At 71.4% G+C, this 21,864-nt stretch carries 21 protein-coding genes; 9 read left to right on the forward strand and 12 right to left on the reverse strand.

Annotated features, from left to right (window positions below):
• The first annotated feature begins 87 nt into the window (after positions 1-87).
• On the forward strand, positions 88-1,158 hold the full coding sequence (locus tag SM611_RS15400; protein WP_371950213.1) for a Scr1 family TA system antitoxin-like transcriptional regulator: 1,071 nt from the start codon (positions 88-90) through the stop codon (positions 1,156-1,158).
• An 87-nt stretch (positions 1,159-1,245) separates the two neighbouring features.
• On the opposite strand, the gene SM611_RS15405 is transcribed toward SM611_RS15400, so the two are convergent.
• From SM611_RS15405 to SM611_RS15425, 5 genes are all read right to left on the reverse strand, one after another.
• Positions 1,246-1,560 (reverse strand): hypothetical protein, encoded by a 315-nt coding sequence (locus SM611_RS15405; RefSeq protein ID WP_371950214.1) that lies wholly within the window; start codon positions 1,558-1,560, stop codon positions 1,246-1,248.
• A 109-nt stretch (positions 1,561-1,669) separates the two neighbouring features.
• Positions 1,670-2,428, reverse strand: a complete 759-nt coding sequence (locus tag SM611_RS15410; protein ID WP_371950215.1) for a Fic family protein — start codon at positions 2,426-2,428, stop codon at positions 1,670-1,672.
• A 468-nt stretch (positions 2,429-2,896) separates the two neighbouring features.
• On the reverse strand, positions 2,897-3,295 hold the full coding sequence (locus SM611_RS15415; protein ID WP_371950216.1) for a MerR family transcriptional regulator: 399 nt from the start codon (positions 3,293-3,295) through the stop codon (positions 2,897-2,899).
• Between the two features lie 18 nt (positions 3,296-3,313).
• Positions 3,314-4,309 (reverse strand): MDR family NADP-dependent oxidoreductase, encoded by a 996-nt coding sequence (locus tag SM611_RS15420; protein ID WP_371950217.1) that lies wholly within the window; start codon positions 4,307-4,309, stop codon positions 3,314-3,316.
• A gap of 68 nt (positions 4,310-4,377) precedes the next feature.
• The gene (locus tag SM611_RS15425; RefSeq protein WP_371950218.1) at positions 4,378-5,790 is read right to left on the reverse strand and encodes an MFS transporter; all 1,413 of its coding nucleotides are present in this window, start codon (positions 5,788-5,790) and stop codon (positions 4,378-4,380) included.
• Between the two features lie 84 nt (positions 5,791-5,874).
• Here SM611_RS15425 and SM611_RS15430 point away from each other — a divergent pair, with 84 nt between their 5' ends.
• Both SM611_RS15430 and SM611_RS15435 read left to right on the forward strand, forming a co-directional pair.
• Positions 5,875-6,453 (forward strand): TetR/AcrR family transcriptional regulator, encoded by a 579-nt coding sequence (locus tag SM611_RS15430; RefSeq protein ID WP_371950219.1) that lies wholly within the window; start codon positions 5,875-5,877, stop codon positions 6,451-6,453.
• A gap of 77 nt (positions 6,454-6,530) precedes the next feature.
• Complete coding sequence (locus SM611_RS15435; RefSeq protein ID WP_371950220.1) at positions 6,531-6,941, forward strand: phosphoribosyl-AMP cyclohydrolase; 411 nt, start codon at positions 6,531-6,533, stop codon at positions 6,939-6,941.
• Here the strand turns inward: SM611_RS15435 and SM611_RS15440 are convergent.
• Entirely contained in the window at positions 6,931-8,781 is a 1,851-nt protein-coding gene (locus SM611_RS15440) for a cellulase family glycosylhydrolase (protein WP_371950221.1), read from the reverse strand. The genes SM611_RS15435 and SM611_RS15440 overlap by 11 nt on opposite strands.
• A gap of 77 nt (positions 8,782-8,858) precedes the next feature.
• Here SM611_RS15440 and SM611_RS15445 point away from each other — a divergent pair, with 77 nt between their 5' ends.
• A complete protein-coding gene (locus SM611_RS15445) occupies positions 8,859-9,449 on the forward strand; it encodes a TetR/AcrR family transcriptional regulator (RefSeq protein WP_371950222.1) in 591 nt (196 codons plus the stop codon).
• A 197-nt stretch (positions 9,450-9,646) separates the two neighbouring features.
• Positions 9,647-10,465, forward strand: coding sequence for a transporter substrate-binding domain-containing protein (locus SM611_RS15450; RefSeq protein ID WP_371950223.1), 819 nt, complete (start codon positions 9,647-9,649; stop codon positions 10,463-10,465).
• 29 nt (positions 10,466-10,494) lie between these two features.
• Here SM611_RS15450 and SM611_RS15455 read toward each other — a convergent pair whose 3' ends face one another.
• Both SM611_RS15455 and SM611_RS15460 read right to left on the reverse strand, forming a co-directional pair.
• On the reverse strand, positions 10,495-11,190 hold the full coding sequence (locus SM611_RS15455; protein WP_371950224.1) for a hypothetical protein: 696 nt from the start codon (positions 11,188-11,190) through the stop codon (positions 10,495-10,497).
• Entirely contained in the window at positions 11,187-11,864 is a 678-nt protein-coding gene (locus SM611_RS15460) for an RNA polymerase sigma factor (protein WP_371950225.1), read from the reverse strand. The genes SM611_RS15455 and SM611_RS15460 overlap by 4 nt, the downstream gene beginning before the upstream one ends.
• A gap of 619 nt (positions 11,865-12,483) precedes the next feature.
• Here SM611_RS15460 and SM611_RS15465 point away from each other — a divergent pair.
• Both SM611_RS15465 and SM611_RS15470 read left to right on the forward strand, forming a co-directional pair.
• Positions 12,484-14,646: a bifunctional polysaccharide deacetylase/glycosyltransferase family 2 protein gene (locus SM611_RS15465; protein ID WP_371950226.1), complete on the forward strand. Its 2,163-nt coding sequence runs from the start codon at positions 12,484-12,486 to the stop codon at positions 14,644-14,646.
• Positions 14,647-14,823: 177 nt separating this feature from the next.
• The gene (locus SM611_RS15470; protein WP_371950227.1) at positions 14,824-15,432 is read left to right on the forward strand and encodes a TenA family protein; all 609 of its coding nucleotides are present in this window, start codon (positions 14,824-14,826) and stop codon (positions 15,430-15,432) included.
• A gap of 32 nt (positions 15,433-15,464) precedes the next feature.
• Here the strand turns inward: SM611_RS15470 and SM611_RS15475 are convergent, their stop codons facing one another.
• Entirely contained in the window at positions 15,465-16,547 is a 1,083-nt protein-coding gene (locus SM611_RS15475) for an alkene reductase (RefSeq protein ID WP_371950228.1), read from the reverse strand.
• 187 nt (positions 16,548-16,734) lie between these two features.
• Here SM611_RS15475 and SM611_RS15480 point away from each other — a divergent pair, with 187 nt between their 5' ends.
• Positions 16,735-17,160 (forward strand): MarR family winged helix-turn-helix transcriptional regulator, encoded by a 426-nt coding sequence (locus SM611_RS15480; protein WP_371950229.1) that lies wholly within the window; start codon positions 16,735-16,737, stop codon positions 17,158-17,160.
• Between the two features lie 42 nt (positions 17,161-17,202).
• On the opposite strand, the gene SM611_RS15485 is transcribed toward SM611_RS15480, so the two are convergent.
• The 3 genes from SM611_RS15485 to SM611_RS15495 form a co-directional block, all read right to left on the reverse strand.
• On the reverse strand, positions 17,203-19,512 hold the full coding sequence (locus SM611_RS15485) for a heavy metal translocating P-type ATPase (protein WP_371950230.1): 2,310 nt from the start codon (positions 19,510-19,512) through the stop codon (positions 17,203-17,205).
• A gap of 27 nt (positions 19,513-19,539) precedes the next feature.
• Positions 19,540-20,478: a DUF8832 domain-containing protein gene (locus tag SM611_RS15490; protein WP_371950231.1), complete on the reverse strand. Its 939-nt coding sequence runs from the start codon at positions 20,476-20,478 to the stop codon at positions 19,540-19,542.
• Positions 20,479-20,540: 62 nt separating this feature from the next.
• On the reverse strand, positions 20,541-20,747 hold the full coding sequence (locus tag SM611_RS15495) for a heavy-metal-associated domain-containing protein (RefSeq protein WP_371950232.1): 207 nt from the start codon (positions 20,745-20,747) through the stop codon (positions 20,541-20,543).
• A gap of 188 nt (positions 20,748-20,935) precedes the next feature.
• On the opposite strand from SM611_RS15495, the gene SM611_RS15500 reads away from it, so the two are divergent.
• A complete protein-coding gene (locus SM611_RS15500; RefSeq protein ID WP_371950233.1) occupies positions 20,936-21,799 on the forward strand; it encodes an Fpg/Nei family DNA glycosylase in 864 nt (287 codons plus the stop codon).
• Positions 21,800-21,864 lie beyond the last annotated feature (65 nt).

Here is a 21,864-nt window from a genome sequence, read left to right on the forward strand (position 1 = left end):
TCGTCCGGCGGGAGAAGCGTAAAGCGGGATTTCCCGCTTGTTGGAAATCACGTGACAGTCCGTGTTGAGTCCATGACAATCGGTGTCATGGCGACACGACCCCCGACCGTTCGCCGCAGGCGACTCGGCGTCCAACTACGCAAGCTCCGCGAAGAGCGCGGCCTCACCCTCGACGAGGCCGCGGCCTTCCTCAAGATCTCCAAGTCCGCCCTCAGCCGGATGGAGAACGCCCAGATCGTGGCACGTGTCCACGAGATCAACTACATCCTGATGATGTACGGCGTCCAGGAGGACGACGACCTCAGGACCGCGCTGATCGGCCTCGCCACCGCCGGTCCCTCCCGCGACTGGATCCGGCGGCACAAACTCCCAGGTAAAGGCCCGAACTACGGCGAGTACGTGATGCTCGAACAGGACTCCTCGGAGCTCTTCGCGTACCACGCCGACCTCATCCCGGGGCTCCTCCAGACTCCGGAGTACGCGCGCGCCGTCATGGCCTCCGTTCCCAGCAGCGGCCTGAGCGACCTCGATGAAGGCGTCGCGTACCGCATGGCCCGTAAGGAGGCCCTCACCCGCCCAGACCCGTTGGTGATCAAAGTCGTGGTCGGTGAGGCCGCGGTCCGCCAATGCATGGGCGGACGTCCGGTCATGATCGACCAGCTCCGGTACCTGCTCGAACTCATGGAGTGGCCGAACGTCCGCCTGCAACTTCTCCCGTTCACCGCCCCCGAGAACCCAGGTGTTGACGGATCGTTCACGATCCTGGACGTTGAAGCGGGGAGTTTCCCCATCGCGATTGTGGACGCACTCCGGCGGACGATCTTCGTCGAGGAGGAGGACGACGTCGCAGCGTACCGAGAAATACAGGCAGCGCTATGCAGGGTCGCTCTATCCGAGACTGAGACCCGCCACCGCATCGAGCAGGTCATCCGCGAGCTTCAGATCCCCAGCCGAGAGGAGCGGCAGATGAATCACTGGCGCAAAAGCAGCCACAGTGGCAGTCAGTCGCAGAACTGTGTTGAGTGTGCCCGCCTGGTGTTTGGGCGGGACGGTGTGGTGGGTCTTCGAGACTCGACCGATCCGGACGGCCCGCATATCGCCCTGAGTGGAGAGGGGTGGAGTGCGTTGCTCGTCAAGCTGAAGGGTGATGCGCTCTAGGCGGCATCCCGTGGATCTCTGTCTCGGTGTCGCGGTGATCCCCGCAGCGTCCGTGGATCATGTGGTGCGGCGGGACAAACGGGCTTATCAGGCGGACCGCTCACTGCGTTTGTCCACTACCAGGACGTGCAGGTCGATTTGGCCTTCGCCATAGGCGCGCATCAGCCGCCGTACCGCCGAGCCGAACCCAATGCCGTCCTGGTCGGAGGCGCGGCGCCTGGCGGCGGCGTACTCGGTTTCTCGGTGCAGCCAGAACTGACGGGTCTGGGCGAACGGCCTGCCCGCTCGGCCCGGTGGTCCTGACGAAGGTGGTCCCAAGTCCACCAATCCCGCTCCATACGCGCGGGTGAGAGACTGCACCACCCACTGCATCGTCACGCGCTCCCGCTGGGCGCGTTCCATTGCCGGGAGATACTCTCGCTCGCTGTCGATGGCGATGGGGTACCTGTGTCGGCCGAGACTGTCCACGGGCCGGCCGTCGACGTCCTTGCGGCGCCTGGCGGGGGGCATCTCAGTATCCGGCGTTCTCGGGGTGGCACGACAGTAGGAAGGTGAGCATCCGGGTTGCATCACGTTCCAGGTAGAAGTGGACCATCTCCGAGTTGAATTCCTGCCGACGCGCCGCCGGAACACTGATCGCATCGATGCCGTGCATCATCAGGTGACCGTTCATCATCGATCGCCCGGTTCTCTTGTTTCCGTCGAAGTAGAACGCCTGGAGAGCGGCGAAAAGAAAATAGGCCATGGCCTGTTCTGTCACATTCGTGAGCTTCTCCGTAAGCCAGGCCACTCCCTCAGTGTGGAGCCTGCGCAGGTTGTCTCCACCAGGCTCGGTCTCCGGTGGCAGATACCGGCCGTGTTCGCCAAGGCTCACGCCCGGAGTCAACATGACCGTCCCCTCGCCTCGGAACGTTCCGGACTCCAGCGCCTCGTCTCGCGCGATGATCGCGTGTAGACGGTCTGAGGTTGGCTTGTTCAGCACGAAGTCGCCGTTGGTGACGAGGTCGAGCAGTTCTCGGGAGGAGTCCGCCAGAGCCAGGACCTGCTGCTCGTCGCTGACCTTCCGTCCTCCGACCGTCACGCCCTCCATGAGCGTCTGCACTTCTGGATAGGTGAACGGGTTGCCCTCCAGTTGGGCTGCGTCCCAAACGAACTCGGGCAGCGCCCTGCGATACCGCCACACGGCTCGCTCGATCGAGTGTTCCGGGATCGCCACGAGTGAATCAGCGATGGCCTCGCGGTCCCATGCAAAGCCCAGCGCATCCCTCACAGCGAACTCCTTTGAACCCACACCGTTGCTAGTACACTGTACTAGCTCACGCATCATCGACGGCGGGGGCGGCTCAAGCAGCACCCGCTGATCAGGCAACGCGAGTGCGCCGGCCTTGCCCAGCTGCTCCAGATCATCGGCGACACCGCACGCGCAGCCGCGCTCATACGCCAGACGGCTGACCTGACCGCAAACCGGGTGCGGTAACGCTACCTACCCAACACGGCCAACGCCCTCGCCTGAGGGGAGACTGCTGGCAGCGACCGCTTGTCCCCGTCCGATCACGGCGTAGCGCAGCCCGCGCGTTCACTGCGTGACGGCCGTTTAAGGCGGACGGTCTCCGCTGGCCGTAGATGAGGGCGGGGGCGTTCTTGTAGGTGGTCTCGCGGAGGAGGCGGTGGCCGATGCGTTCGGCTACCGCGATGGAGCGCGTGTTTCCCGGACGGATGACGGAGATGACCTCGGTGGTCAGGTGGCGGGCTCGCCGGCCGGGGCTTCGCGTGGCGGGACGCCGATCTGGGCGGCCAGGCGGTTGCGGAGATCGGTCAGGCGGGTGATCTCGTTGTCGAGGGCGGCGAGGCGGCGCCTGGCGGTGCCGGTGCCCTGCGAGCAGGCCGGTCCGTCGTAGGGCGGGAGTTCGTCGCCGTCCAGGAGGTGGAGCCGGTCGGCGCAGCCGCGGACGTCCTCGATGGTGAGGCCCAGGGACAGTAGGCGGCGGATCGTCCGGACGCGGGCGACGTCGGCCGGGCCGTACCGGCGCTGCCCGCTGGACGTTCGCGACGGCGGCGGCAGCAGGCCGCGCTGCTCGTAGAAGCGCAGCGCGCGCGGGGTCGTCCCGGCCGCCGCCGCGGCGTCGCTGATCCGCATGGGTCCTCCTCCGGCCGCCTACGGTTCCACGATGACGGCGCCCACGTGTCGTCCGGCGATCAGATCGTGCAACGCCTGCGGGGCGTGGTCGATGCCCGTGACGCGTGCATGCGGGAAGGTGACGTCGCCCGAGCGCAGCCAGTCGCCGAAGTGTTCCGCCCAGGGGACCGCGGCGTCGAGACCGCCGAAGCCGCGCATCTCGATGCGCTTGGCGATCAGCTGGAACGTGTCGATCTCGACGGGGGCGGTGGTGCCGGTGCGGTCCGGGGCGAGCTGTCCGGAGAGGGTGCCGACCAGGACGAATCGTGCGCCCGGCCGGGCGGCGGCGATCGCGGCCCGCAGCTGCTCGCCGCCGACGTTGTCCACCAGGACGTCGATGCCCTCCGGTGCGGCGTCCGCCAGTTGCGCCGAGATGGGGCCTTCGCCGCGGACCAGGGCCGCGTCGTAGCCCAGTTCGGCCACCATGCGGTCGGCCTTGTCCCGGGAACCGGTGCTGCCGATCACCCGGCCCGCGCCGAGCCGGCGGGCGAACTGACCGGCCAGTGAACCGACCCCGCCGGAGCCGCCGGACACGAACACGGTCTCGCCCTGGCGGAGCCGCGCGTCCCGCGTCAGCGCCGCGTACGCGACGCCCGCCTGGCCGAGGTGCGCGGCCGGGTCGGGCAGCGCGCCGTCCAGCGGTGTGCACTCGGCGGCCGGCATGACGGCGTGTTCGCGCCAGCCGAGCCAGTGCCGCACAAGGTCACCGGCGACCAGGCCGGAGTCGTGCGGTGCGGTGACGACCTCGCCGACCGCCGCGCCGAACAGCGCGTCGCCCGGACGCAGCGGCGGGAAGGGGGTGCCCTTCACCCCGCCGCCGATCAGGGTGCGCAGCGAGGGAAAGACCTGGAAGAAGCGGTTGCGGACGAGCACCTCGCCGTCGCCCGGTACCGGGACGGGCTCCCGGACGACGGCGAAGTGCTCCGGCCTCGGCAGTCCGTCCGGCACGGCGGTGAGACGGACCACTCGGGACATGCGGGACGGCATCGGGCACTCCTCATGGGTGAGGTTCCGGGCACGGCACCCGGAAGCGCGCCGCGACGCTAACCGTTGACCCGCACGTCAGAGTCAAGCGCCGCGGGGCGCCGGGGCGGGGTCAGGGCGGCGGCCGCCAGGGCGCCGACGGCGGCGGCGATCGCGGCCAGGACGAAGCCGTCGGTGAAGCCGTCGAGGGTGTCGCCGGTGATGCTCGCGGCGGCGACGCTGGAGATGACCGCGGCCCCGATGGACGCGCCGAACTCGTGGAACGTGCTCACGATGCCGGACGCGATGCCCGATTCGTGCGGTGCCACCTGGCCCAGTGCCGTCGCCGACGCGACGACGAACATCGCGCCGGTTCCGGCGCCCGCGATCGCGGTGCCGATCACGGCGGTCACCGGGTTCAGGACGAGGGCGGGGAGGGCCATGCCGACGGCCGCGGTGAGCAGGCCGGACACGGCGAGCAGCCGCGGCCCGGCCTTGGCGATCGTCCGTCCCGTGAGGTCGGCGCCGAACATCGTCGCGACGGCGACGGGCAGGAACAGCAGGCCGGTGCGCAGGGCGCCGTAGTCCTCCGCGTGCTGGAAGTAGAACGTGCCCAGGAAGAACACCGCGATCATCAGGGCGGTCGCCATGAGGATCAGGAAGGTGCCGGTCGCGACCGGCCGCCTGACCAGGAGCGAGAGGTCCATCATCGGCGAGCGGGCGGTCCGCTGCCGGACGACGAACGCCAGGTAGCCGAGCGCGGCCAGCAGGATCAGGACGCCGGTCGCGGCGGTGAGCCAGCCGCCGTCGCCGGCCCGGACGAACGCGTAGATCAGCGAGCCGGACGAGGCCGTGACCAGGAGCGCGCCCAGCACGTCCAGACTGGGCCGGGGCGCGGCGGCCCGCCGGTCCGGCAGCATGCGGGCGAGCGCCGCGATGATCACCACGCCGATGGGGACGTTGACGTAGAACACCCACGGCCAGCCTGGTCCGGCGGTCAGCGCCCCGCCGAGCAGGACGCCCAGCGCGGCGCCGCCGCCGCCGAGCGCGGACCAGACGCCGAGCGCCTTGTTCCGCTCGTCGCCGTCGAACAGGCTCACGACCAGGGACAGGGCGGCCGGGGAGAGCAGTGCCGCGCCGAGGCCCTGGGCGACGCGGCCGCCCAGCAGCACGGCGGCCGAGCCGGCGAGCCCGGTCGCCAGGGACGCGGCCGTGAAGATCAGCAGGCCGGCGAGGACGACCCGTTTCGCGCCGACGAGGTCGGCGGCCCGGCCGCCGATCAGCATCAGCCCGCCGAAGGTCAGGGTGTAGGCGCTGACCGTCCAGGTGACGGCCTGGCGGCCGAGGTCCAGGTCGGTCTCGATGTTCGGCAGCGCGATGGCCACGACGGTGACGTCGAGGATCAGCATGAGCTGGGCCACGCCGAGGACGCCCAGGATGCGCCATCGCAGGGGGTGCGCGGCGTCCTGCCGCGCGGCCGGATCGTGCGTCATCACAGATCATCTCCTAACTCGTACTTCACTGTACGACTTCTTGGAGAGTAACACGTACATCCGCGTACGAGTTAAGCTGCGGGCATGCCTCCTGCCAGCACCGGCCGCCGCCGCCGCGCGGACGCCGAGCGCAGCATCGCCCGCATCGTCTCCGCGGCCCGCGACTGCCTCAGCCGGGATCCGAACGCGAGCATCGACGACATCGCCAAGGCCGCCGGCGTGGGACGGATGACGCTCTACGGCCACTTCCGCAACCGGAGGGAACTGGTCGAGGCCGCCCTGGCCGACGCGCTGGGCACCGGTGAGGAGGTGCTGTCGGACGTCGATCTCAGCGGGCCCGCACGCGACGTCCTGAGCAGGCTGCTCGACTCCAGCTGGTCGCTCGTGGCCGAGTCGACCGCGCTGCTGTCGGCGGCCGAGGGCGTCCTGCCCGCCGCGACCATCCGCGAGATGCACGCCGCGTCCGCGCTGCGCGTCGAGGAACTCGTCCGCCGGGGCCAGGACGAGGGGGCCTTCCGCACCGACATGCCGATCGAGTGGCTGGTCAACGTCGTGCACTACGTCCTGCACGGCGCCGCGGAGGAGAACCGCGGCGGTCGCCTCAAGCCCGAGGAGACCGGCCGGATCGTGATCGCCACCGTCCAGTCCATCCTGGCCGCCTGACGGGCCGGGCCGCCGCCGTCGGGCGCGGGCCGGGTGTCAGGTGGGACGCCGGCCGGTACGCCGGGCAGGATGGCGGGGTGAACGAACTAGAAGAAGGCACGCGGCTCACCCTCGACTTCGACAAGCTCGCCGGCGTCGCGGCGACCGGCGCGCGGGTCGTCCCCGTCGTCCTGCAGGACGCGACCGGCGGCGACGTCCTGTTCATCGGCTACGCGAACGACCAGGCCCTCAGGGCCTCACTGGACGAGAAGATCGCCGTGCTGTGGTCGACGTCCCGCAACGAGCTGTGGCGCAAGGGCGCGACCTCCGGGGACGTCCTCGAACTGGTCGACGTGCGCGTCAACTGCGAGCAGAACTCCCTCCTCTACCTGGTCAACCGCACCACCGGCGGCGCCTGCCACACCAAGGACGCGTCCGGTGAGGCCCGCCCCACCTGCTACTACCGCTCGGTGACCGGCCCCGACACGCTGCGCCACCTCAGCGAGTAGCGGCGGGGAACTCCTGCGCCAGCCAGGCGGCGAGGGCCGTGCGGGCGGCGGCCAGCTCGGTCTCGGTGGGCCGGGCGCCGGTCGCGGTGTTGACCACCAGCGCGACGTGGACGGCGTCGTCCCGCGCGGTGATCCGCAGGCGCTTGGCCGTGGTGGAGCCCGTCTCGGCGGTCGCCGCGATCGGCCCGGCCGGCGGGACGCCGTTCAGCGTGGAGATGTCGCTCACAATGGCGGTGCCGGCCGGCGCGAAGGAGTTCGGCAGGTGCAGTTCGGTCGGGACGTCCGTGCCCGATGAGCGCCAGACGAGAATGCCGTACTGCCGGTCCTTGACGAGTGCCGCGAGCTGCGGCATCGACGCCGGGACGGTCAGCCACGCCTTCTGCTGCCCGGCGCCGCCATATCCGGAACGGGCGAGGTCCTCGTAGGCGAAGGCCAGGGTCTCGCCGTTGACCGCCGACGGGTAGAGGCGGTCGAGGACGCGCCCGTCCAGGCGGAGCGTCGCGTTGCCCGCGTCGTCGGCGGCCACGACGGAATGGTCCTCGTCGTTCCAGCCGTCACCGCTGGTCTGCACCTTCTCGGGATTGCCGTTCATCAGTTCGTGGTGCCGGCCGCTGTAGACGTCCCAGTGCCATTGCAGCGCGGACAGGACGGTGCCGCCGGACGCGGGCGCGGTCCACCAGTTCTTGCCGGGAACGCCGTAGTCCATCGCCTGGTACATGGCGCGGACCATCCAGGGAGTCCGGCCGTCCGACATCTTGTTGCCGAACTCGGAGACCATCGGCGCCGTTCCGAGGTCGGCGGCGCGCTGCCGGATCTCGTTCATCGCGGCGTCATAGGTTCCGTCGGACGCGGCGGACGGGTCCAGCGTCATGCGGGCACCGTCGTAATAGTGGGTGTTGAACACCGTCCGGGTGCCGAGCCGCCCGACCGTCGTCATTCCGCCCTGTTCGAAGAAGCCGGTGTTCCAGAAGACGAGCGGCTCGGCGAAGACGGGCTTCGCCGTCCAGCCGGCCTCGTCCATGGCGGTGCGGACCCGCTGGTAGAACGGCATCAGCCAGGTCTTCTCCCAGTCCACGCCGCTCTTGCCGTCGAGGCCGCCGTCGAACGGCTCGTTGAACGGGTCGAGGCCGACGATGCTTTCGAAGGCCGCCTGGGGAAGGTGCTGCTTGAGGTACGCCATCGTCGCTTTGGCCTGCGCGAGATAGGCGTCCTGGACGCCGATGGGCCCCGCCGGAGTGGAGAGGACGCGGTTGCGCCAGAAGTCGTAGGCGGCGCCCCGGACGGCGGCGTTCGTCTGCATGTTCTGGCCCCACATGATGCAGATGCCGCACGATTCCTTCGGGTAGCCGCCCGCGTCGACGACCCATTTCGGAGCCCCGTCCCCGGTGTACCAGCTCCCGGAGTTGAACAGGTGGCAGGAGTACAGGTCCTGGTGGTAGTCGAGCAGGACGCGGATTCCCCGGTCGGTGAACGCCCTGATCTGCGCGACGGCCCGGTCGAGATACGCGTGGTCGATCCGGTCGGGGGCGGGCTGGACGCCCTCCCAGCTGATCAGGAAACGGACCGCGTTGGCGCCGGTCAGATCGCGCATCGCCTGCGCCGACTTCGCGGCGTCGGCCGTGCTGCGGAATGGCAGGAGGCCGTTCTCGTAGAGCTTCGTACTCCCCGAGACGTTGAAGCCGCGTAGCGTGACTTCCCGGCCCGCGGCGTCCCGGAGTACCGAATCCGGAGAGATGGTGACGTCCGCGCTCGCGGCGGGCGCGGGGAGGACCGCCGCGCCGGTGGCGGCCATTGAGACGGCGAGCAGGAATCGGCGGAGACGGGCGGACGAAGCGCGCATGGCGGGGGCCTTTCCGGGGGCTCTTGCCCAGCAGTCTGCAAGAACCTTCTTGCATCTGCAAGAACTATCTTGCATCCGTGCCATCCACCACGCGCGAGCGCATTCTCGACGCCGCCCTGGAGCTGATCCAGCAGCAGGGATTCGGCGGCACCACCGTCACCGACATCGAGGAACTGGCCGGGCTGTCGCCGGGCAGCGGCAGCTTCTACCGGCACTTCCGCTCGAAGGAGCAGGTCTTCCGGGAGGTCCTCGAGCGTGAGCTGGCGCGGGCGCGGGAGCACCGGCGGGACTTCGAGCGGGGCCCGGTCGCCGATCCGCAGGAGGCGCTGACGCGCCGCCTCGTCCAGCAGCTCGACTACCTCACCAAGGTCAGGCCGCTGATGAACCTGCTGGCGCGGGAGCACGGCCGCTTCCCCGACCTGACGCGCCGTATCCGCAGCGTCCTCGTGGACCAGGGCATCGCCGAGGAGGCCGAGCACCTCGGCCGCGACCTGCCGGGGGAACCCGCCCATGACGACCCGCACGCCCTGCTCGCGGTCGTGGTGTCCGCCCTGACCGGATACGAGCTGTCCCGCGGCTTCTTCGGCCGCCCGCCGGCCGACATCGCCCCCGACCGCTTCGCCGCGGCCCTCGCCGCCCTGGTCACCGGCCGTCCCGGCCGCGAATGAGCGCCGGAGGGCGTCCCGCCCGTAGCTCAGTGCGGAGTCCGGCCGTTCCCCGTGCGGGCCGGCGCGCGTCCCGCACGGGGAACGGGCCGGATGCGGTCAAGGGGTGGAGGGGCGATCGGTTGGCTGCGACGTTATCCCCGAGTGCTCCCTGCTCGTTGGGACCAGGGCCGCGCTACGGGTTTCGGAGGGGCCGGAGGATGCGGCGACCGATCGCGGTGGGGCTGACGGCCTGCACCGCGCTCGCCGGTGCCCTCCTGAGCGGATGCGGCGGCGGGGAGGAGACGTCCATCCTCGATAAGGACACCCTGGTCGCGGGCGTCCGGCCGGACCTGCCGGGCATCGGGATCAAGCGTCCGGACGGGACGTTCGAGGGCCTCGACGTGGACGTGTCCCGCTACCTGGCCCAGCGCATGGGGAAGAAGGTCCGGTTCGTCCCGGCGCTGGCGCAGGATCGCGAGCGCCTCCTCCAGGAGGGCCAGGTCGACATGGTCCTGACGTTCTGGCTGGAGCCCGAGTGGAAGCAGCGCCTCGCGTTCGCGGGCCCGTACGTCCTGTCGTACCAGGACATCCTCATCCGGGACGGTGAGAAGGACGTCGAGGACGTGAAGGACCTCGCGCGGCGCAACATCTGCGCCGTCACCGGGTCGGGCGCGGCCGACGCCGTGATCGTGGAGCGGGAGGTGCCGGCGGTGCCGGTCGCGGCGCGGTCCTACGACGACTGCGTGACCATGCTGCGGGACGGCCGGATCGACGCGATCACGACGAACGACACGATCCTGGCCGGGCTGAAGACGCGCGCGGGCGCCGGGTTCCGGCTGCTGAACTCCAGGTTCGGCGAGCGGCGGACGGGCATCGCGATCCGCAGGGGCGACCCCGACGGGTGCGAGGCGCTCAACCGGGCCATCACCCAGATGTACCAGGACGGGACGATGGCGAAGTTCATGCGCACGTGGTTCGGCGCGTCCGGACTCGACCTGTCGGACGTCGAGATCCCCCAGTTCGAAGGCTGCCTCTGACCCCTTGGCGCCGCGCCGTGCGCCGGCCCCTAGTGCTTCGCGTTTCCGTTCACCAGGCCGTTGCCGTCCACCAGGCCGTTCCCGGAGTTCCCGCCGATCGGGGAGCTTTTGTTCGTACCCACGCCGTTCCCCTTAGTGGGCTTGGCGGTCGGCGTGCCGACGTTGCCGTTGTTGCTCCCGGGGCCGCGCGGGGGCGTGTTCGTGCCGCGCGGGTTCGGGCTCGGCCTCTGCTTCTTCTGCTGGCCGGGCGCGCTCGACTTGCCGTGCTGCCCGCTCGCCGTCGGGGACGGGGACGGCGGTGAGCCGGACCGTCGCGGCGGCGGGTACTCCGTCGCCGGGCTGCTGTCGCCGCCGCCGCCGTGCCGGCCGTGCGTCGGGGCCGGGGCGGGCGCCGGGCTCTGGCCGGGGAAGTGCCCCGTCGCGTAGGCGACGCCGCCGGTCAGCAGGATCGAGCCGCCGACCAGCGCGATGACCTTGGCGGTCAGGAACCGGCGGAGGACGGCGAGCCGGGACGTCCGGGCGGGCGCCGGGGCGGCGCGGAAGGCGGCGACGGCGGCGTCCTCGCCCGCGAGTTCACCGGCACGGCCGGGCGCGGCGGCGGACGCGAGCAGGGCGCGCAGCTGGCCGTCCGGCGGGGTGCCCGGCGGGGCGGGCCCGCCGGCGCCGTCGAGCAGTCGGTCTGCGGCGCGCCGATCGAGCCGTCCGGCCTCGGTGTGGTCGCTCATATCACCCCTTCAGCGCCGGTACCGCCGCTTTTGTCACCGCGTACCAGCGGTCGTGCGGCGCCCGCGTCCGGCATCGGCACGCTGCCGGCCTCCGCCGCACGGGCTGTGCCGGTCTCGGCCGGGCGGTCGGCGCCGGCCTCCGACAGCCGGACGGCGAGGCGGCGCAGACCGCGATAGGCGGCGGTGCGGACGGCGCCCGAGCGCTTGCCGAGGACCTTCCCGGCCGACTTGGCGTTCAGGCCGACGACAACGCGCAGCAGCACCGCCTCGGCCTGGTCTCGGGGGAGTTCGGAGATCAGCCGCAGTGCCTCCTCGGTGGCGATGCCCTCCAGGGCGTCGATCTCGGTGTCGCCGGCCGCGGCCATCGTGACCAGTTCCTCGACGGGCAGGTCGGAGTTGGGGCGGCGGGACTTGCGGCGCAGGTGGTCCAGCGCGCGATGCCGGGTGATCGTCGCGGTCCAGCCGCGGAAGCCGTCGAGGTCGCCGCGGAAGGAGCGCAGGTCGCGGGCGATCTGCAGCCACGCCTCCGACGTCACGTCCTCGGCATCGGCGCCGACGAGCGCCCCCGCGAACCGGATCAGGCGGGGCTGGACATCGCGGTAGAGCATGCGGAAGGACTCCTCGTCGCCGTCCTGCGCCGCTCGCAGCGCACGACCGAGTGCGTCCTCGTCCATCGCGCCATTGTGCAGAAATTCTCCCCGTGGTGTGACACGTACGCCCGGGTTCGCGCTGAACGAATGACGTCCCCCTCGCCGGGACGTCGCCTCCCCGCTCCGATTACTGGACGAAGATGATCGGTAACTCCTCGCAAGACCGGGATCGGCTCCTCGTCACCGGCATACCGCCGGTCGCGGGGCCGCTGTCCGAGCCCCTCACCGAGACGCGGCCGTTGACAGAGGCACCGCCCGTCTTCGTCGACGCGTCCGGATGGCGGGCGCGGCTCGGACGGCGGCTCGGCCTGCTCGCCGGAGCGCTTCTCATCGTGTTCCTGGGGGCGTTGGGCCTTGGCATGACGACGGGCCCGGACATGCCGTTGACGCCGTGGAGCGAGCCGTCCCCGCATCCACGTGTGAAAGTGAGCCATCCCCAAGTCACGCCGACCAGATCGTCCGAAGCTCCCTCCGCCACTAGGCCGCTGCCCAGCAGAGAGGGCGTGGCTCCCGCGCCCTCTGCGGCGCCCACACCGGCGTCTACACCCACGTCAGCGCCGACTGGGGTCGCGTCCACGGGCCATCCGGGCAACTCCACAGCGGAACCGCCCGCTTGGGGACGCAAGAAGAAGAGCCCCTGACCGTGCGACGCAGCGAGCCACGCGGACACTGGGTCCTGCTCCTGCTCGGCGGGCTGGCGCTCACCGTGCTCCTTCTGCTGGACGGCTTCGCGCACGGCGCCGTCGGTGAGGCGGCCAGGGACGTCCCGAAGCGTCCCGTGCCGGCTCCGTCGCAGGTTCGCTCCGGCGGACCCGTCCTCAACCTCGCGGACGGCACGGTGGGCAGCCGCCGCATGCCGGCGAAGACGATCGCGCTGACGTTCGACGACGGCCCCGACCCCGAATGGACGCCGCGGATCCTGGACGTCCTGCGCCGGCACGGCGCGCACGCCACGTTCTTCACCGTCGGCGCGCACGTGGCCGAGAACCCGGGGCTGACCCGCCGCGTCCTCGACGAGGGCCACGACATCGGTTCGCACACCTACACGCACGTCGACCTGGCCGCCGCGCCCGCATGGCGGGGCCGCCTCGAAATGGACCTCACGCAGCGGGCGCTGGCGGGCGCGGCGGGCGTCCACACGCGGCTGATGCGGATGCCGTACTCGTCCCGTCCGGACGGCCTGACGGCGCCGGAGTGGCGCGCGGCCGAGCGGGCCGGGGCGGCCGGGTACATCGTCGTCCTCACCGACCGCGACACCGAGGACTGGTCCCGCCCCGGCACCGCGAAGATCGTCCAGGAGGCGCTGGCGGCGGGCCGGCGCAACGAGGGCGCGGTCGTGATGCTGCACGACTCGGGCGGCGACCGGGCCGCGACGGTCGCGGCCGTCGAGCAGATCATCGAGCGGCTCCAGCCGCAGGGGTACCGGTTCACCACGCTCACGCGGGCTCTCGGGACGCCCCCGGCCGAGGTCCCGGTGGCCGCGCCCGAGCGGGCCGTCGGCTGGACGCTGGTCGCCGCCCAGCGCGCCGCGTCCGCGCTCACCGGGACGATGGGCGCCCTGTTCGCCGTCGCCGGGATGCTGTACGTGCTGCGGCTCGTGCTGCTGTTGCTGTTCGCGCACGTGCACATGCGCCGCGTCCGCCGCCCGAGGCCGCCCGTCATGCCGGAGATGACGGAGGTCGGGGAGCTGCCGCCCGATCCGTTCCCGCCCGTGTCGGTGGTCGTCCCCGCCTACAACGAGGAGGTGGGCATCGCGGCGACGATCGCGTCCCTCCTCGACACCGACTACCCGGGCACCGTCGAAGTGATCGTGGTGGACGACGGCTCCACCGACGCCACCGCCGCCATCGTCGAGGGCATCCGCCTGCCGGGCGTGCATCTGCTCCGCAAGCCGAACGGCGGCAAGCCCAGCGCGCTCAACGCCGGGATGTTCGCGGCCCGTGCCGAGATCCTCGTGCTGGTGGACGGCGACACCGTCTTCCAGCGCGACACCCTCCGGAACCTCGTCGCGCCGTTCGCGGACCCGTCGGTGGGCGCGGTCAGCGGCAACACCAAGGTCGCCAACCGGGGCGGCATCCTCGGACGCTGGCAGCACATCGAGTACGTCATCGGATTCAACCTCGACCGGCGGATGTTCGACATCCTGCAATGCATGCCGACCGTTCCCGGCGCGATCGGCGCGTTCCGGAGGTCGGTCCTAGCCGAGGTGGGCGGCGTGCCGGGCGACACCCTGGCCGAGGACACCGACCTCACCATGGCGATCTGCCGCACCGGGGCGCGCGTCGTCTACGAGGAGAAGGCCCTCGCCTGGACGGAGACGCCGTCGTCGCTGCGGCAGCTGTGGAGGCAGCGCTACCGCTGGTGCTACGGGACGATGCAGGCGATGTGGAAGCACCGCCGCTCCCTCATCGAGACGGGCGGCTCGGGACGCTTCGGACGCCGCTGCCTCCCCTACCTGACCGTGTTCCAGGTGCTCCTTCCCCTCTTCGCCCCGGCCGTGGACCTCTTCGCCCTGTTCGGCTTGTTCTTCCTGGACCCGGCCATGCCCGTCCTCACCTGGACGGCCTTCGTGGCCGCGCAGGCCGCCGCCGGCGCCTACGCCCTCTGGCTGGACGGCGAACCCATCCGCCCGCTGTGGGCGCTGCCGCTCCAGCAGTTCGTCTACCGGCAGCTCATGTACCTGGTGGTCGTCCAATCGGTGGTGACCGCGCTGCTGGGGTCGCGCCTGGGCTGGCACACCATCGTCCGGACGGGAACGTTCGCCGGACCCCGGGAACAATCCCGGGGACCCGTCGGTTACACATGACAGCCGGTGTGCCTGGTGTCCCCGGGCCTCACCTTTCGCCTTCACGGAATACCGTTCGGCTGGAGCCGTGTTGTGCCTTTCGCCGAGAGGCGACCCACACACCGGCCGCAAGACCAGGGCCCCGCCGGGTCGTATGACTCGGCGGGGTCTGGTCGTGTCTGGGGCAGACTGACCGGTATGAGTCTCGCCGCGCATCTGGAAGAACTCGGCCGCCCCCTCGTCGAGGAACAGCTCAGGCACCCAACCGTGGCGGGCATCGCCCAAGGGAACCTGGACGAGGCGGTCTTCCGCTCCTGGCTCGAACAGGACTACCTCTACCTGCACGACTACGTGCGCGTCTTCTCCCGCCTCGCCTGGCAGGCCCCCGACGCGCATCTGGGCGACCTCGTGGATCTCGCCTACTCGACCTTCCACGACGAGATGGAACTGCACCGCTCCCTGTCCGCCGAGTTCGGCGCCGACCTGGACGGCGCGAAGATGGGCCCGGCCTGCGCCGCCTACACGTCCTTCCTCCTGGACGGCGCCGCCGTCTATTCCGAAGGTCTCGCCGCCCTCTACCCCTGCATGTGGGGCTACTCCACGCTCGGGCAGCGCCTTGCCGAGAACCCGCCGGCGGAGCCGCGCTACCGCCGCTGGGTCGACACCTACGCCGACCCCGGCTTCGCCGAGCTGACCGCCCGCATAGCCCAGATGATCGACGAGTCCGGCGCCGACCCCCGCACCGCCGAACGTCTCTTCCTGGAGGGCATGCGCCACGAACTGGCCTTCTGGGACGTCCCGCTCTAGGCCCCGCCTACGCCGCCTACATCCCCTGGCGGTCAGTGCGCGGCGGTCAGAGCCGGGTAGTCGACGTAGCCTTCCCCGCCACCGCCGTAGACCAGCTCGGGGGCGTGCCGGTTGAGCGGCGCGTCCGCGGCGAAGCGGGCCGGGAGGTCGGGGTTGGAGATGAACAGCCGCCCGAAGGAGAACAGGTCGGCGAGCCCCACCGCCACGACCTGCTCACCGGCCTCCCGCGTCGTCGGCTCCGGCCCGTTGAAGTTCCCGATCAGGGTGCCCGACCAGCGCGGTCGCAGATCGGCCAGCGCCCCGTAGGCGCCCCGCTCGATCACGTGGAGGTAGCCGAGGCCGAGCGGGTCGAGGGCGTCGACCAGCGCCCGGTAGGTGCCCTGCGGGTCCTCCTCGGCGATCTCGTTCTCCGGGTTGTGCGGGGAGACGCGCAGGCCGACCCGCTCGGTGCCCACCTCGGCGGCCACGGCCTCCACCACGTCCAGGGCGAACCGCAACCGCCCGTTGCGCGAGCCGCCGAAGCGGTCGGTGCGCCGGTTGGTGTTCTCGGCCAGGAACTGCTGGACGAGGTAGCCGTTCGCGCCGTGCACCTCCACGCCGTCGAACCCGGCGCGGATCGCGTTGCGGGCCGCCGCCGCGAAGTCCTCGACCGCCCCCTCCGCCTCGGCGGTGGTCATGGGGCGCGGCGTGACGTGCTCGACGTCGCCGGCGCGGGTGTAGATCGGCTCGCCCTCGATCCGGACGGCCGAGGGGGCGACGGGCGTCGCGCCGTCCGGCAGGTTGAGCGGGTGCGTCATCCGTCCCACATGCCAGAGCTGGGCGAAGACCGTCCCGCCGGCCGCGTGGACGGCCGCGGTGACCTCGCGCCACCCGGCGACCTGCGCGTCGGTGACCAGTCCGGGGATGCCGGGCCCGCCCTTGCCGAGGACGTGCGGCCACAGCCCCTCGGTGACGATCAGCCCGGCCGTCGCGCGCTGCGCGTAGTAGGCGGCGGTCAGCGGATGCGGGACGCCGGTCGCGTCGTCCGCGCGCCCGCGCGTCATCGGCGCCATCACGATCCGGTTGGGCAGCGCGAGGTGCGTGCCTTCGTAGGGGGTCAGCAGCGTGCCGGTCATCGTGTTCACCTCTCGACCGCGACGGCCCGGATCGCCTGCGAGATCCGGTACGGCTCGTACCAGTCGGGGACGGTGGCGATGCGTTCGATCACGGCGACCTCCAAATTGCATGTACATGCATGTCTTGTATGTGCATGCAGATATTCGCATTGCATGTACGCTGGTGTCAACCGGAAGGCGGTGCGGAATGAGCGCTGGCGAGAAGACCGACGGTCGGCTCTGGGACGGCATCGTGACGCTGCACGGCCGCGTCGAGCATCGGCTCGCCAAGGCGCTGCAGAGCCGCCACGGCCTGGGCCTGTCGGAGTTCCGGGCCCTGTGCCGGCTGTCCCGCGCCGACGACGGCGAGCTGCGCATGCAGGAGCTCGCCGACCTCATCGGCCTCAACCAGAGCTCCGTCAGCCGGCTGGTCGCCCGGCTGGAGTCCGCGGGCCTCACCCGCCGCGACATGTGCCCGAAGGACCGCCGCGGCGTCTACACCGTCATCACCGAGGAGGGGCGCGCCGTCCAGGAGAAGGCCGCCCCCACCTACGCCGAAACCCTCACCGAAGCCCTCGACGAGGCCGCGCGAGACCCCGCGATCGCGCCGATGCTGACCGTCCTGCGCCCGTGAGCGCGCGGCCCCCGCGCCGGGGGCCGCGCGCTCGCATGCGGGTCAGCTCGCCGCCGGAACCTCCCGGCGGCCCGGCTCGGCGGTCGCCGGGGCGGAGCCGTCCGGGGCGCCGGTCAGCGCCTTGAAGCGACGCAGGCGGAGGCTGTTGCTGACCACGAAGACCGACGAGAACGCCATCGCCCCGCCGGCGATCATCGGGGTCAGCAGGCCGGTCGCCGCCAGCGGCAGGGCCGCCACGTTGTAGGCGAACGCCCAGAACAGGTTGCCCTTGATCGTGCCGAGCGTGCGGCGCGACAGCCGGATCGCGTCCGCCGCCGCCCGCAGGTCGCCGCGCACCAGGGTCAGGTCGGACGCCTCGATCGCCACGTCCGTCCCGGTGCCCATCGCCAGGCCGAGGTCGGCCTGGGCGAGCGCGGCGGCGTCGTTGACCCCGTCGCCGACCATCGCGACCGTCCGGCCCTCGGACTGGAGGCGCTTGACGACGTCCACCTTGTCCTGCGGCAGGACCTCGGCGATCACCTCGTCGATGCCGACCGCGTCCGCGACCGTGCGGGCCACCGTCTCGTTGTCGCCGGTCAGCAGGACGGGACGCAGCCCGAGCGCCCGCAGCCGCTCGATCGCCTCGCGCGAGGTCGGCTTGACCTGGTCGGCGACCGTGATCACCGCGCGGGCCGCGCCGTCCCAGCCGACCGCGACGGCGGTGCGGCCGAGCGACTGCGCCTCCCGCATGGCGGCCTCCAGAGCGGGCGTCAGGTGCTGCGACCACTCCGCCAGGAGCTGCGGGCGTCCGGCGAGCACGCCGTGGCCGTCCACCATCCCCTGGACGCCGAGGCCCTCGACGTTCGCGAAGTCCTCGACCGTGCCCAGCTCACCGGTCCGCTCCAGCGCGCCCTTGGCGATCGCCTGGGCGATCGGGTGCTCGGAGGCGTTCTCCAGCGCCCCCGCCAGGCGCAGCACGTCGGCCTCGGACACGCCGTCCGCCGTGACGACGTCGACCAGGGCCATGCGGCCGGTGGTGACCGTGCCGGTCTTGTCCAGGACGACCGTGTCGATGGCGCGGGTCGACTCCAGCACCTCCGGTCCCTTGATCAGGATGCCGAGCTGCGCGCCGCGTCCCGTCCCGACCAGGAGGGCGGTCGGGGTGGCGAGGCCGAGCGCGCACGGGCAGGCGATGATCAGCACGGCGACCGCGGCGGTGAACGCGCCCGCGAGGGGCTCGCCGGTGCCGATCCAGAAGCCGAGCGTGCCGACCGCGAGCGCGATCACGATCGGGACGAAGATCCCGGAGATCCGGTCGGCGAGCCGCTGCACCTGCGCCTTGCCGGTCTGCGCCTCCTCCACCAGGCGCGCCATCTGCGCGAGCTGGGTCTCGGCGCCGACGCGGGTCGCGCGGACCAGCAGGCGTCCGCCCGCGTTGACGGTCGCGCCGACCACGGTGTCGCCCGGCCCGACCTCGACCGGGACCGACTCGCCCGTCAGCATGGACGCGTCCACCGCGGACGAGCCCTCCTCGACCGTCCCGTCCGTGGCGATCTTCTCGCCGGGACGGACGACGAACACGTCCCCCGCCGAGAGGGAGTCGACCGGGACGCGCTCCTCGCGCCCGTCCCGGACGACCGAGACCTCCTTCGCGCCCATGTCGAGCAGGGCGCGCAGGGCGGCCCCGGCGCGGCGCTTGGAGCGGGTCTCGAAGTAGCGTCCGGCCAGGATGAACATGGTCACGCCGGCGGCGGCCTCGAGGTAGATGTTCATCGACCCGTCCGAGCGGGTCATCGAGAACTCGAAGCCGTGCTTGATCCCGATCTCGCCGGCGGTGCCGAAGAACAGCGCCCACAGCGACCAGCCGAACGCCGCGATCGTGCCGAGCGAGATCAGCGTGTCCATGGTCGCCGCGCCGTGCCGCAGGTTGATCGCCGCGGCCCGGTGGAACGGCCAGCCCGCGTACACGACGACCGGCGCGGCGAGCGTCAGCGACAGCCACTGCCACGCGTCGAACTGGATCGCCGGGATCATCGCCAGCGCGATGACCGGCACCGACAGGACCACCGAGGTGATCAGCCGCTGACGCAGCGGGCGCAGCCCGTCGTCCGGCTCCGGTTCCGCGCCCTCCGAGCCCTCCGCGGGCGCCGCCGGCAGCTCGGCGCTGTAGCCGGCCTTCTCGACCGTGGCGATCAGCTCGTCCGGCGACACGGCCGGGGAGAACTCGACGCTGGCCTTCTCGGTGGCGTAGTTGACCGTCGCGGTCACGCCGTCCATCTTGTTGAGCTTCCGCTCGATGCGGTTGGCGCACGACGCGCACGTCATCCCGCCGATCGCCAGCTCGATATGCCCGGACGCGGTGTCCGTGCTCATCGCTCCTCCTCTGCCTCGATCGTGCGGTCAGTGCGTGTGGGGCTGGTCGTCATGCCCGGGCTCCGGCTCTTCGGCCGGTGGCACGGCGCCGCCGGCGTGGACGGTGAACTCGGCCGTGCGGACCTCGCCACCGTGCTTGAAGTCCAGGTACAGACGGTATGCGCCGGTGCTGGGCGCTTCGACGAAGAATGTGATGCCGGGGCCCGGCTTCGTCTTGCCGTCGCCCGGCTCCCCGTCCGGGTGGACGTGGAGGTAGGCGAGGTCGCCCTGCCGCAGCGCGACCAGGTGCCCGTACGCCTCCAGGTACGGCTGCAGGTCGGTGACCGGCTTGCCGTCCTTGCTCACCGTGAGGGTGATTTCGCTGGACTTGCCGGGAGTGAGGCCGCCGGCGAGCGCGACCTCGTACCCGTCCACCTTCGCGACCTGCTCGGGCTTCGGCAGCGGCGTGCGCCGCAGGTCGCCCGGGGCGATGACGTCGGTGCCGAGGGTGAGCTGCCGCGTCGCGCCGTCCGGCTGGATGTCGGTGAAGAACCGGTACACACCGGGCTTCGGCAGCTCGATCGGGACGGTCCACACGCCGCCCCCGATCTCGGTCGGGTGCAGGTGCTGGAAGCCGGACAGGTCGCGCTGCGCGACGATCAGGTGCAGGCGCTTGCCGTGCAGGGGCTTGAAGCCGGTGACGGGCTTGCCGTCCGGTCCGTCGATGGTGAACCGGAAGTCGGTCTTCTTGCCGGGGGTCAAGGTCGTCTTGCGCGGGGTCAGCGTGTAGCCCTCCTCGGACACCTGGAGGCCGCCCGGGGTGCGCGTCGTGGCGCCGCCGCTGTCGTGCCCGCCGCCGTCTCCCTCATGGGACGTCATCTCCGCGGTGCCGCCGATGGGCCCGGCCGCCTTGCCGATCCCGGCGGCGCCGCCGAAGACGACCGCGAGGCCCAGGGCGTACGCCCCCACCTTGGTCGCGCTGTTCATGCCGATTCACTCCACTCGATGCGCGTCCGGGCGCGCCCCCTGGGTGCGGGGGCGCGCGCCGGTCATGACTGCAGCTGGTAGCCGGCCTCTTCGACGGCGTCCTTGACCCGGGCGTCGTCGAGGGGCGTCTCGCTGGTGACGGTGACCCTCCCGGTCTTCAGGTCGACGTCGACGGCGGTCACGCCGGCGATCTGCTCGACCTCCTCGGTGACCGAGCTCACGCAGTGGCCGCAGGTCATCCCGGTGACGGTGTAGGTGGCGGTGCTCATCGGCGTCTCCTTCGCTGTTACCCCTGGGGGGTATCTGACGATCCTCATGCTGTCATAACGCTTCGCCTCTGGCAACCGGTACCCCCTATGGGTTATTTCGAGATCCCGGTCACACGCTCGCCAGGGTTTTCCACAGGCGTCCACAGCCCTGTGGACGACCTGTCGCCCGTTTCGCCGATACTGGTGGCATGCCTGAGCTACCTGAGGTCGAGGCGCTGGCGGGGTTCCTGCGGGAGCGCGTGGTCGGCCACGTCATCGCGCGCGTCGATGTTCTCGCCATCTCCGCCCTGAAGACCTACGACCCGCCGGTGACCGCGCTCGGCGGGCTCACCGTCACCGGCGCCGCCCGGCACGGCAAGTTCCTCGACCTGGACGTCGACGGGCTCCACCTCGTGATCCACCTGGCCCGCGCCGGCTGGCTGCGCTGGCGGGAGGAGATCCCGTCCCGGCCCGTCCGGCCCGGGGGCAAGAACCCCCTCGCCCTGCGCGTCCACCTGGACGACGGCTCGGGCTTCGACCTCACCGAGGCCGGGACGAAGAAGGGCCTCGCGGTCTACGTCGTCCGCGACCCGTCGGACGTGCCCGGCGTCGCCACCCTCGGCCCCGACCCGCTGGACGACACGTTCACCGCCGCGGCCCTGGGCGGGATCGTGGGCGGCAAGCGCACCCAGATCAAGGGGCTGCTGCGCGACCAGAAGGTGATCGCCGGCATCGGCAACGCCTACTCCGACGAGGTGCTGCACGCGGCGAAGATGTCCCCCTTCAAGATCGCCGTGTCGCTGACCGAGGAGGACGTCGCCGTCCTGCACGAGGCGATCGTCACCACCCTCCGGGACGCGGTGGAGCGCTCGCGTGGCCTGGAGGCCCAGGACCTCAAGGGCGAGAAGAAGACCGGGCTCCGCGTGCACGGGAAGGCCGGCCAGAAATGCCCGGTCTGCGGCGACACGATCCGGGAGGTGTCGTTCGCGGATTCGGCGTTGCAGTACTGCCCGACATGCCAGACTGGCGGCAAGCCCCTCGCCGACCGCCGCATGTCCCGGCTGCTCAAGTGAGCCGCCCCGGGTGAAGGGCCCGCCCGGCCGGGACGGCGCGGGGAGGCGGCGTATCGTGTCGCGAG

The organism is Actinomadura monticuli (genome assembly GCF_041463655.1).
Taxonomy (GTDB): Bacteria; Actinomycetota; Actinomycetes; order Streptosporangiales; family Streptosporangiaceae; genus Spirillospora; species Spirillospora monticuli.

What these genes read in the sequence shown, in the direction of transcription:
- SM611_RS15420 (WP_371950217.1), bottom strand. Translation starts at nt 4,309, where the DNA reads ATGTCCCGAGTGGTCCGTCTCACCGCCGTGCCGGACGGACTGCCGAGG.
- SM611_RS15440 (WP_371950221.1), bottom strand. Translation starts at nt 8,781, where the DNA reads ATGCGCGCTTCGTCCGCCCGTCTCCGCCGATTCCTGCTCGCCGTCTCA.
- SM611_RS15430 (WP_371950219.1), top strand. Translation starts at nt 5,875, where the DNA reads ATGCCTCCTGCCAGCACCGGCCGCCGCCGCCGCGCGGACGCCGAGCGC.
- SM611_RS15470 (WP_371950227.1), top strand. Translation starts at nt 14,824, where the DNA reads ATGAGTCTCGCCGCGCATCTGGAAGAACTCGGCCGCCCCCTCGTCGAG.
- SM611_RS15485 (WP_371950230.1), bottom strand. Translation starts at nt 19,512, where the DNA reads ATGAGCACGGACACCGCGTCCGGGCATATCGAGCTGGCGATCGGCGGG.
- SM611_RS15500 (WP_371950233.1), top strand. Translation starts at nt 20,936, where the DNA reads ATGCCTGAGCTACCTGAGGTCGAGGCGCTGGCGGGGTTCCTGCGGGAG.
- SM611_RS15475 (WP_371950228.1), bottom strand. Translation starts at nt 16,547, where the DNA reads ATGACCGGCACGCTGCTGACCCCCTACGAAGGCACGCACCTCGCGCTG.
- SM611_RS15415 (WP_371950216.1), bottom strand. Translation starts at nt 3,295, where the DNA reads ATGCGGATCAGCGACGCCGCGGCGGCGGCCGGGACGACCCCGCGCGCG.
- SM611_RS15495 (WP_371950232.1), bottom strand. Translation starts at nt 20,747, where the DNA reads ATGAGCACCGCCACCTACACCGTCACCGGGATGACCTGCGGCCACTGC.
- SM611_RS15450 (WP_371950223.1), top strand. Translation starts at nt 9,647, where the DNA reads ATGCGGCGACCGATCGCGGTGGGGCTGACGGCCTGCACCGCGCTCGCC.
- SM611_RS15480 (WP_371950229.1), top strand. Translation starts at nt 16,735, where the DNA reads ATGAGCGCTGGCGAGAAGACCGACGGTCGGCTCTGGGACGGCATCGTG.
- SM611_RS15460 (WP_371950225.1), bottom strand. Translation starts at nt 11,864, where the DNA reads ATGGACGAGGACGCACTCGGTCGTGCGCTGCGAGCGGCGCAGGACGGC.
- SM611_RS15405 (WP_371950214.1), bottom strand. Translation starts at nt 1,560, where the DNA reads ATGGAACGCGCCCAGCGGGAGCGCGTGACGATGCAGTGGGTGGTGCAG.
- SM611_RS15455 (WP_371950224.1), bottom strand. Translation starts at nt 11,190, where the DNA reads ATGAGCGACCACACCGAGGCCGGACGGCTCGATCGGCGCGCCGCAGAC.
- SM611_RS15425 (WP_371950218.1), bottom strand. Translation starts at nt 5,790, where the DNA reads ATGACGCACGATCCGGCCGCGCGGCAGGACGCCGCGCACCCCCTGCGA.
- SM611_RS15400 (WP_371950213.1), top strand. Translation starts at nt 88, where the DNA reads ATGGCGACACGACCCCCGACCGTTCGCCGCAGGCGACTCGGCGTCCAA.
- SM611_RS15490 (WP_371950231.1), bottom strand. Translation starts at nt 20,478, where the DNA reads ATGAACAGCGCGACCAAGGTGGGGGCGTACGCCCTGGGCCTCGCGGTC.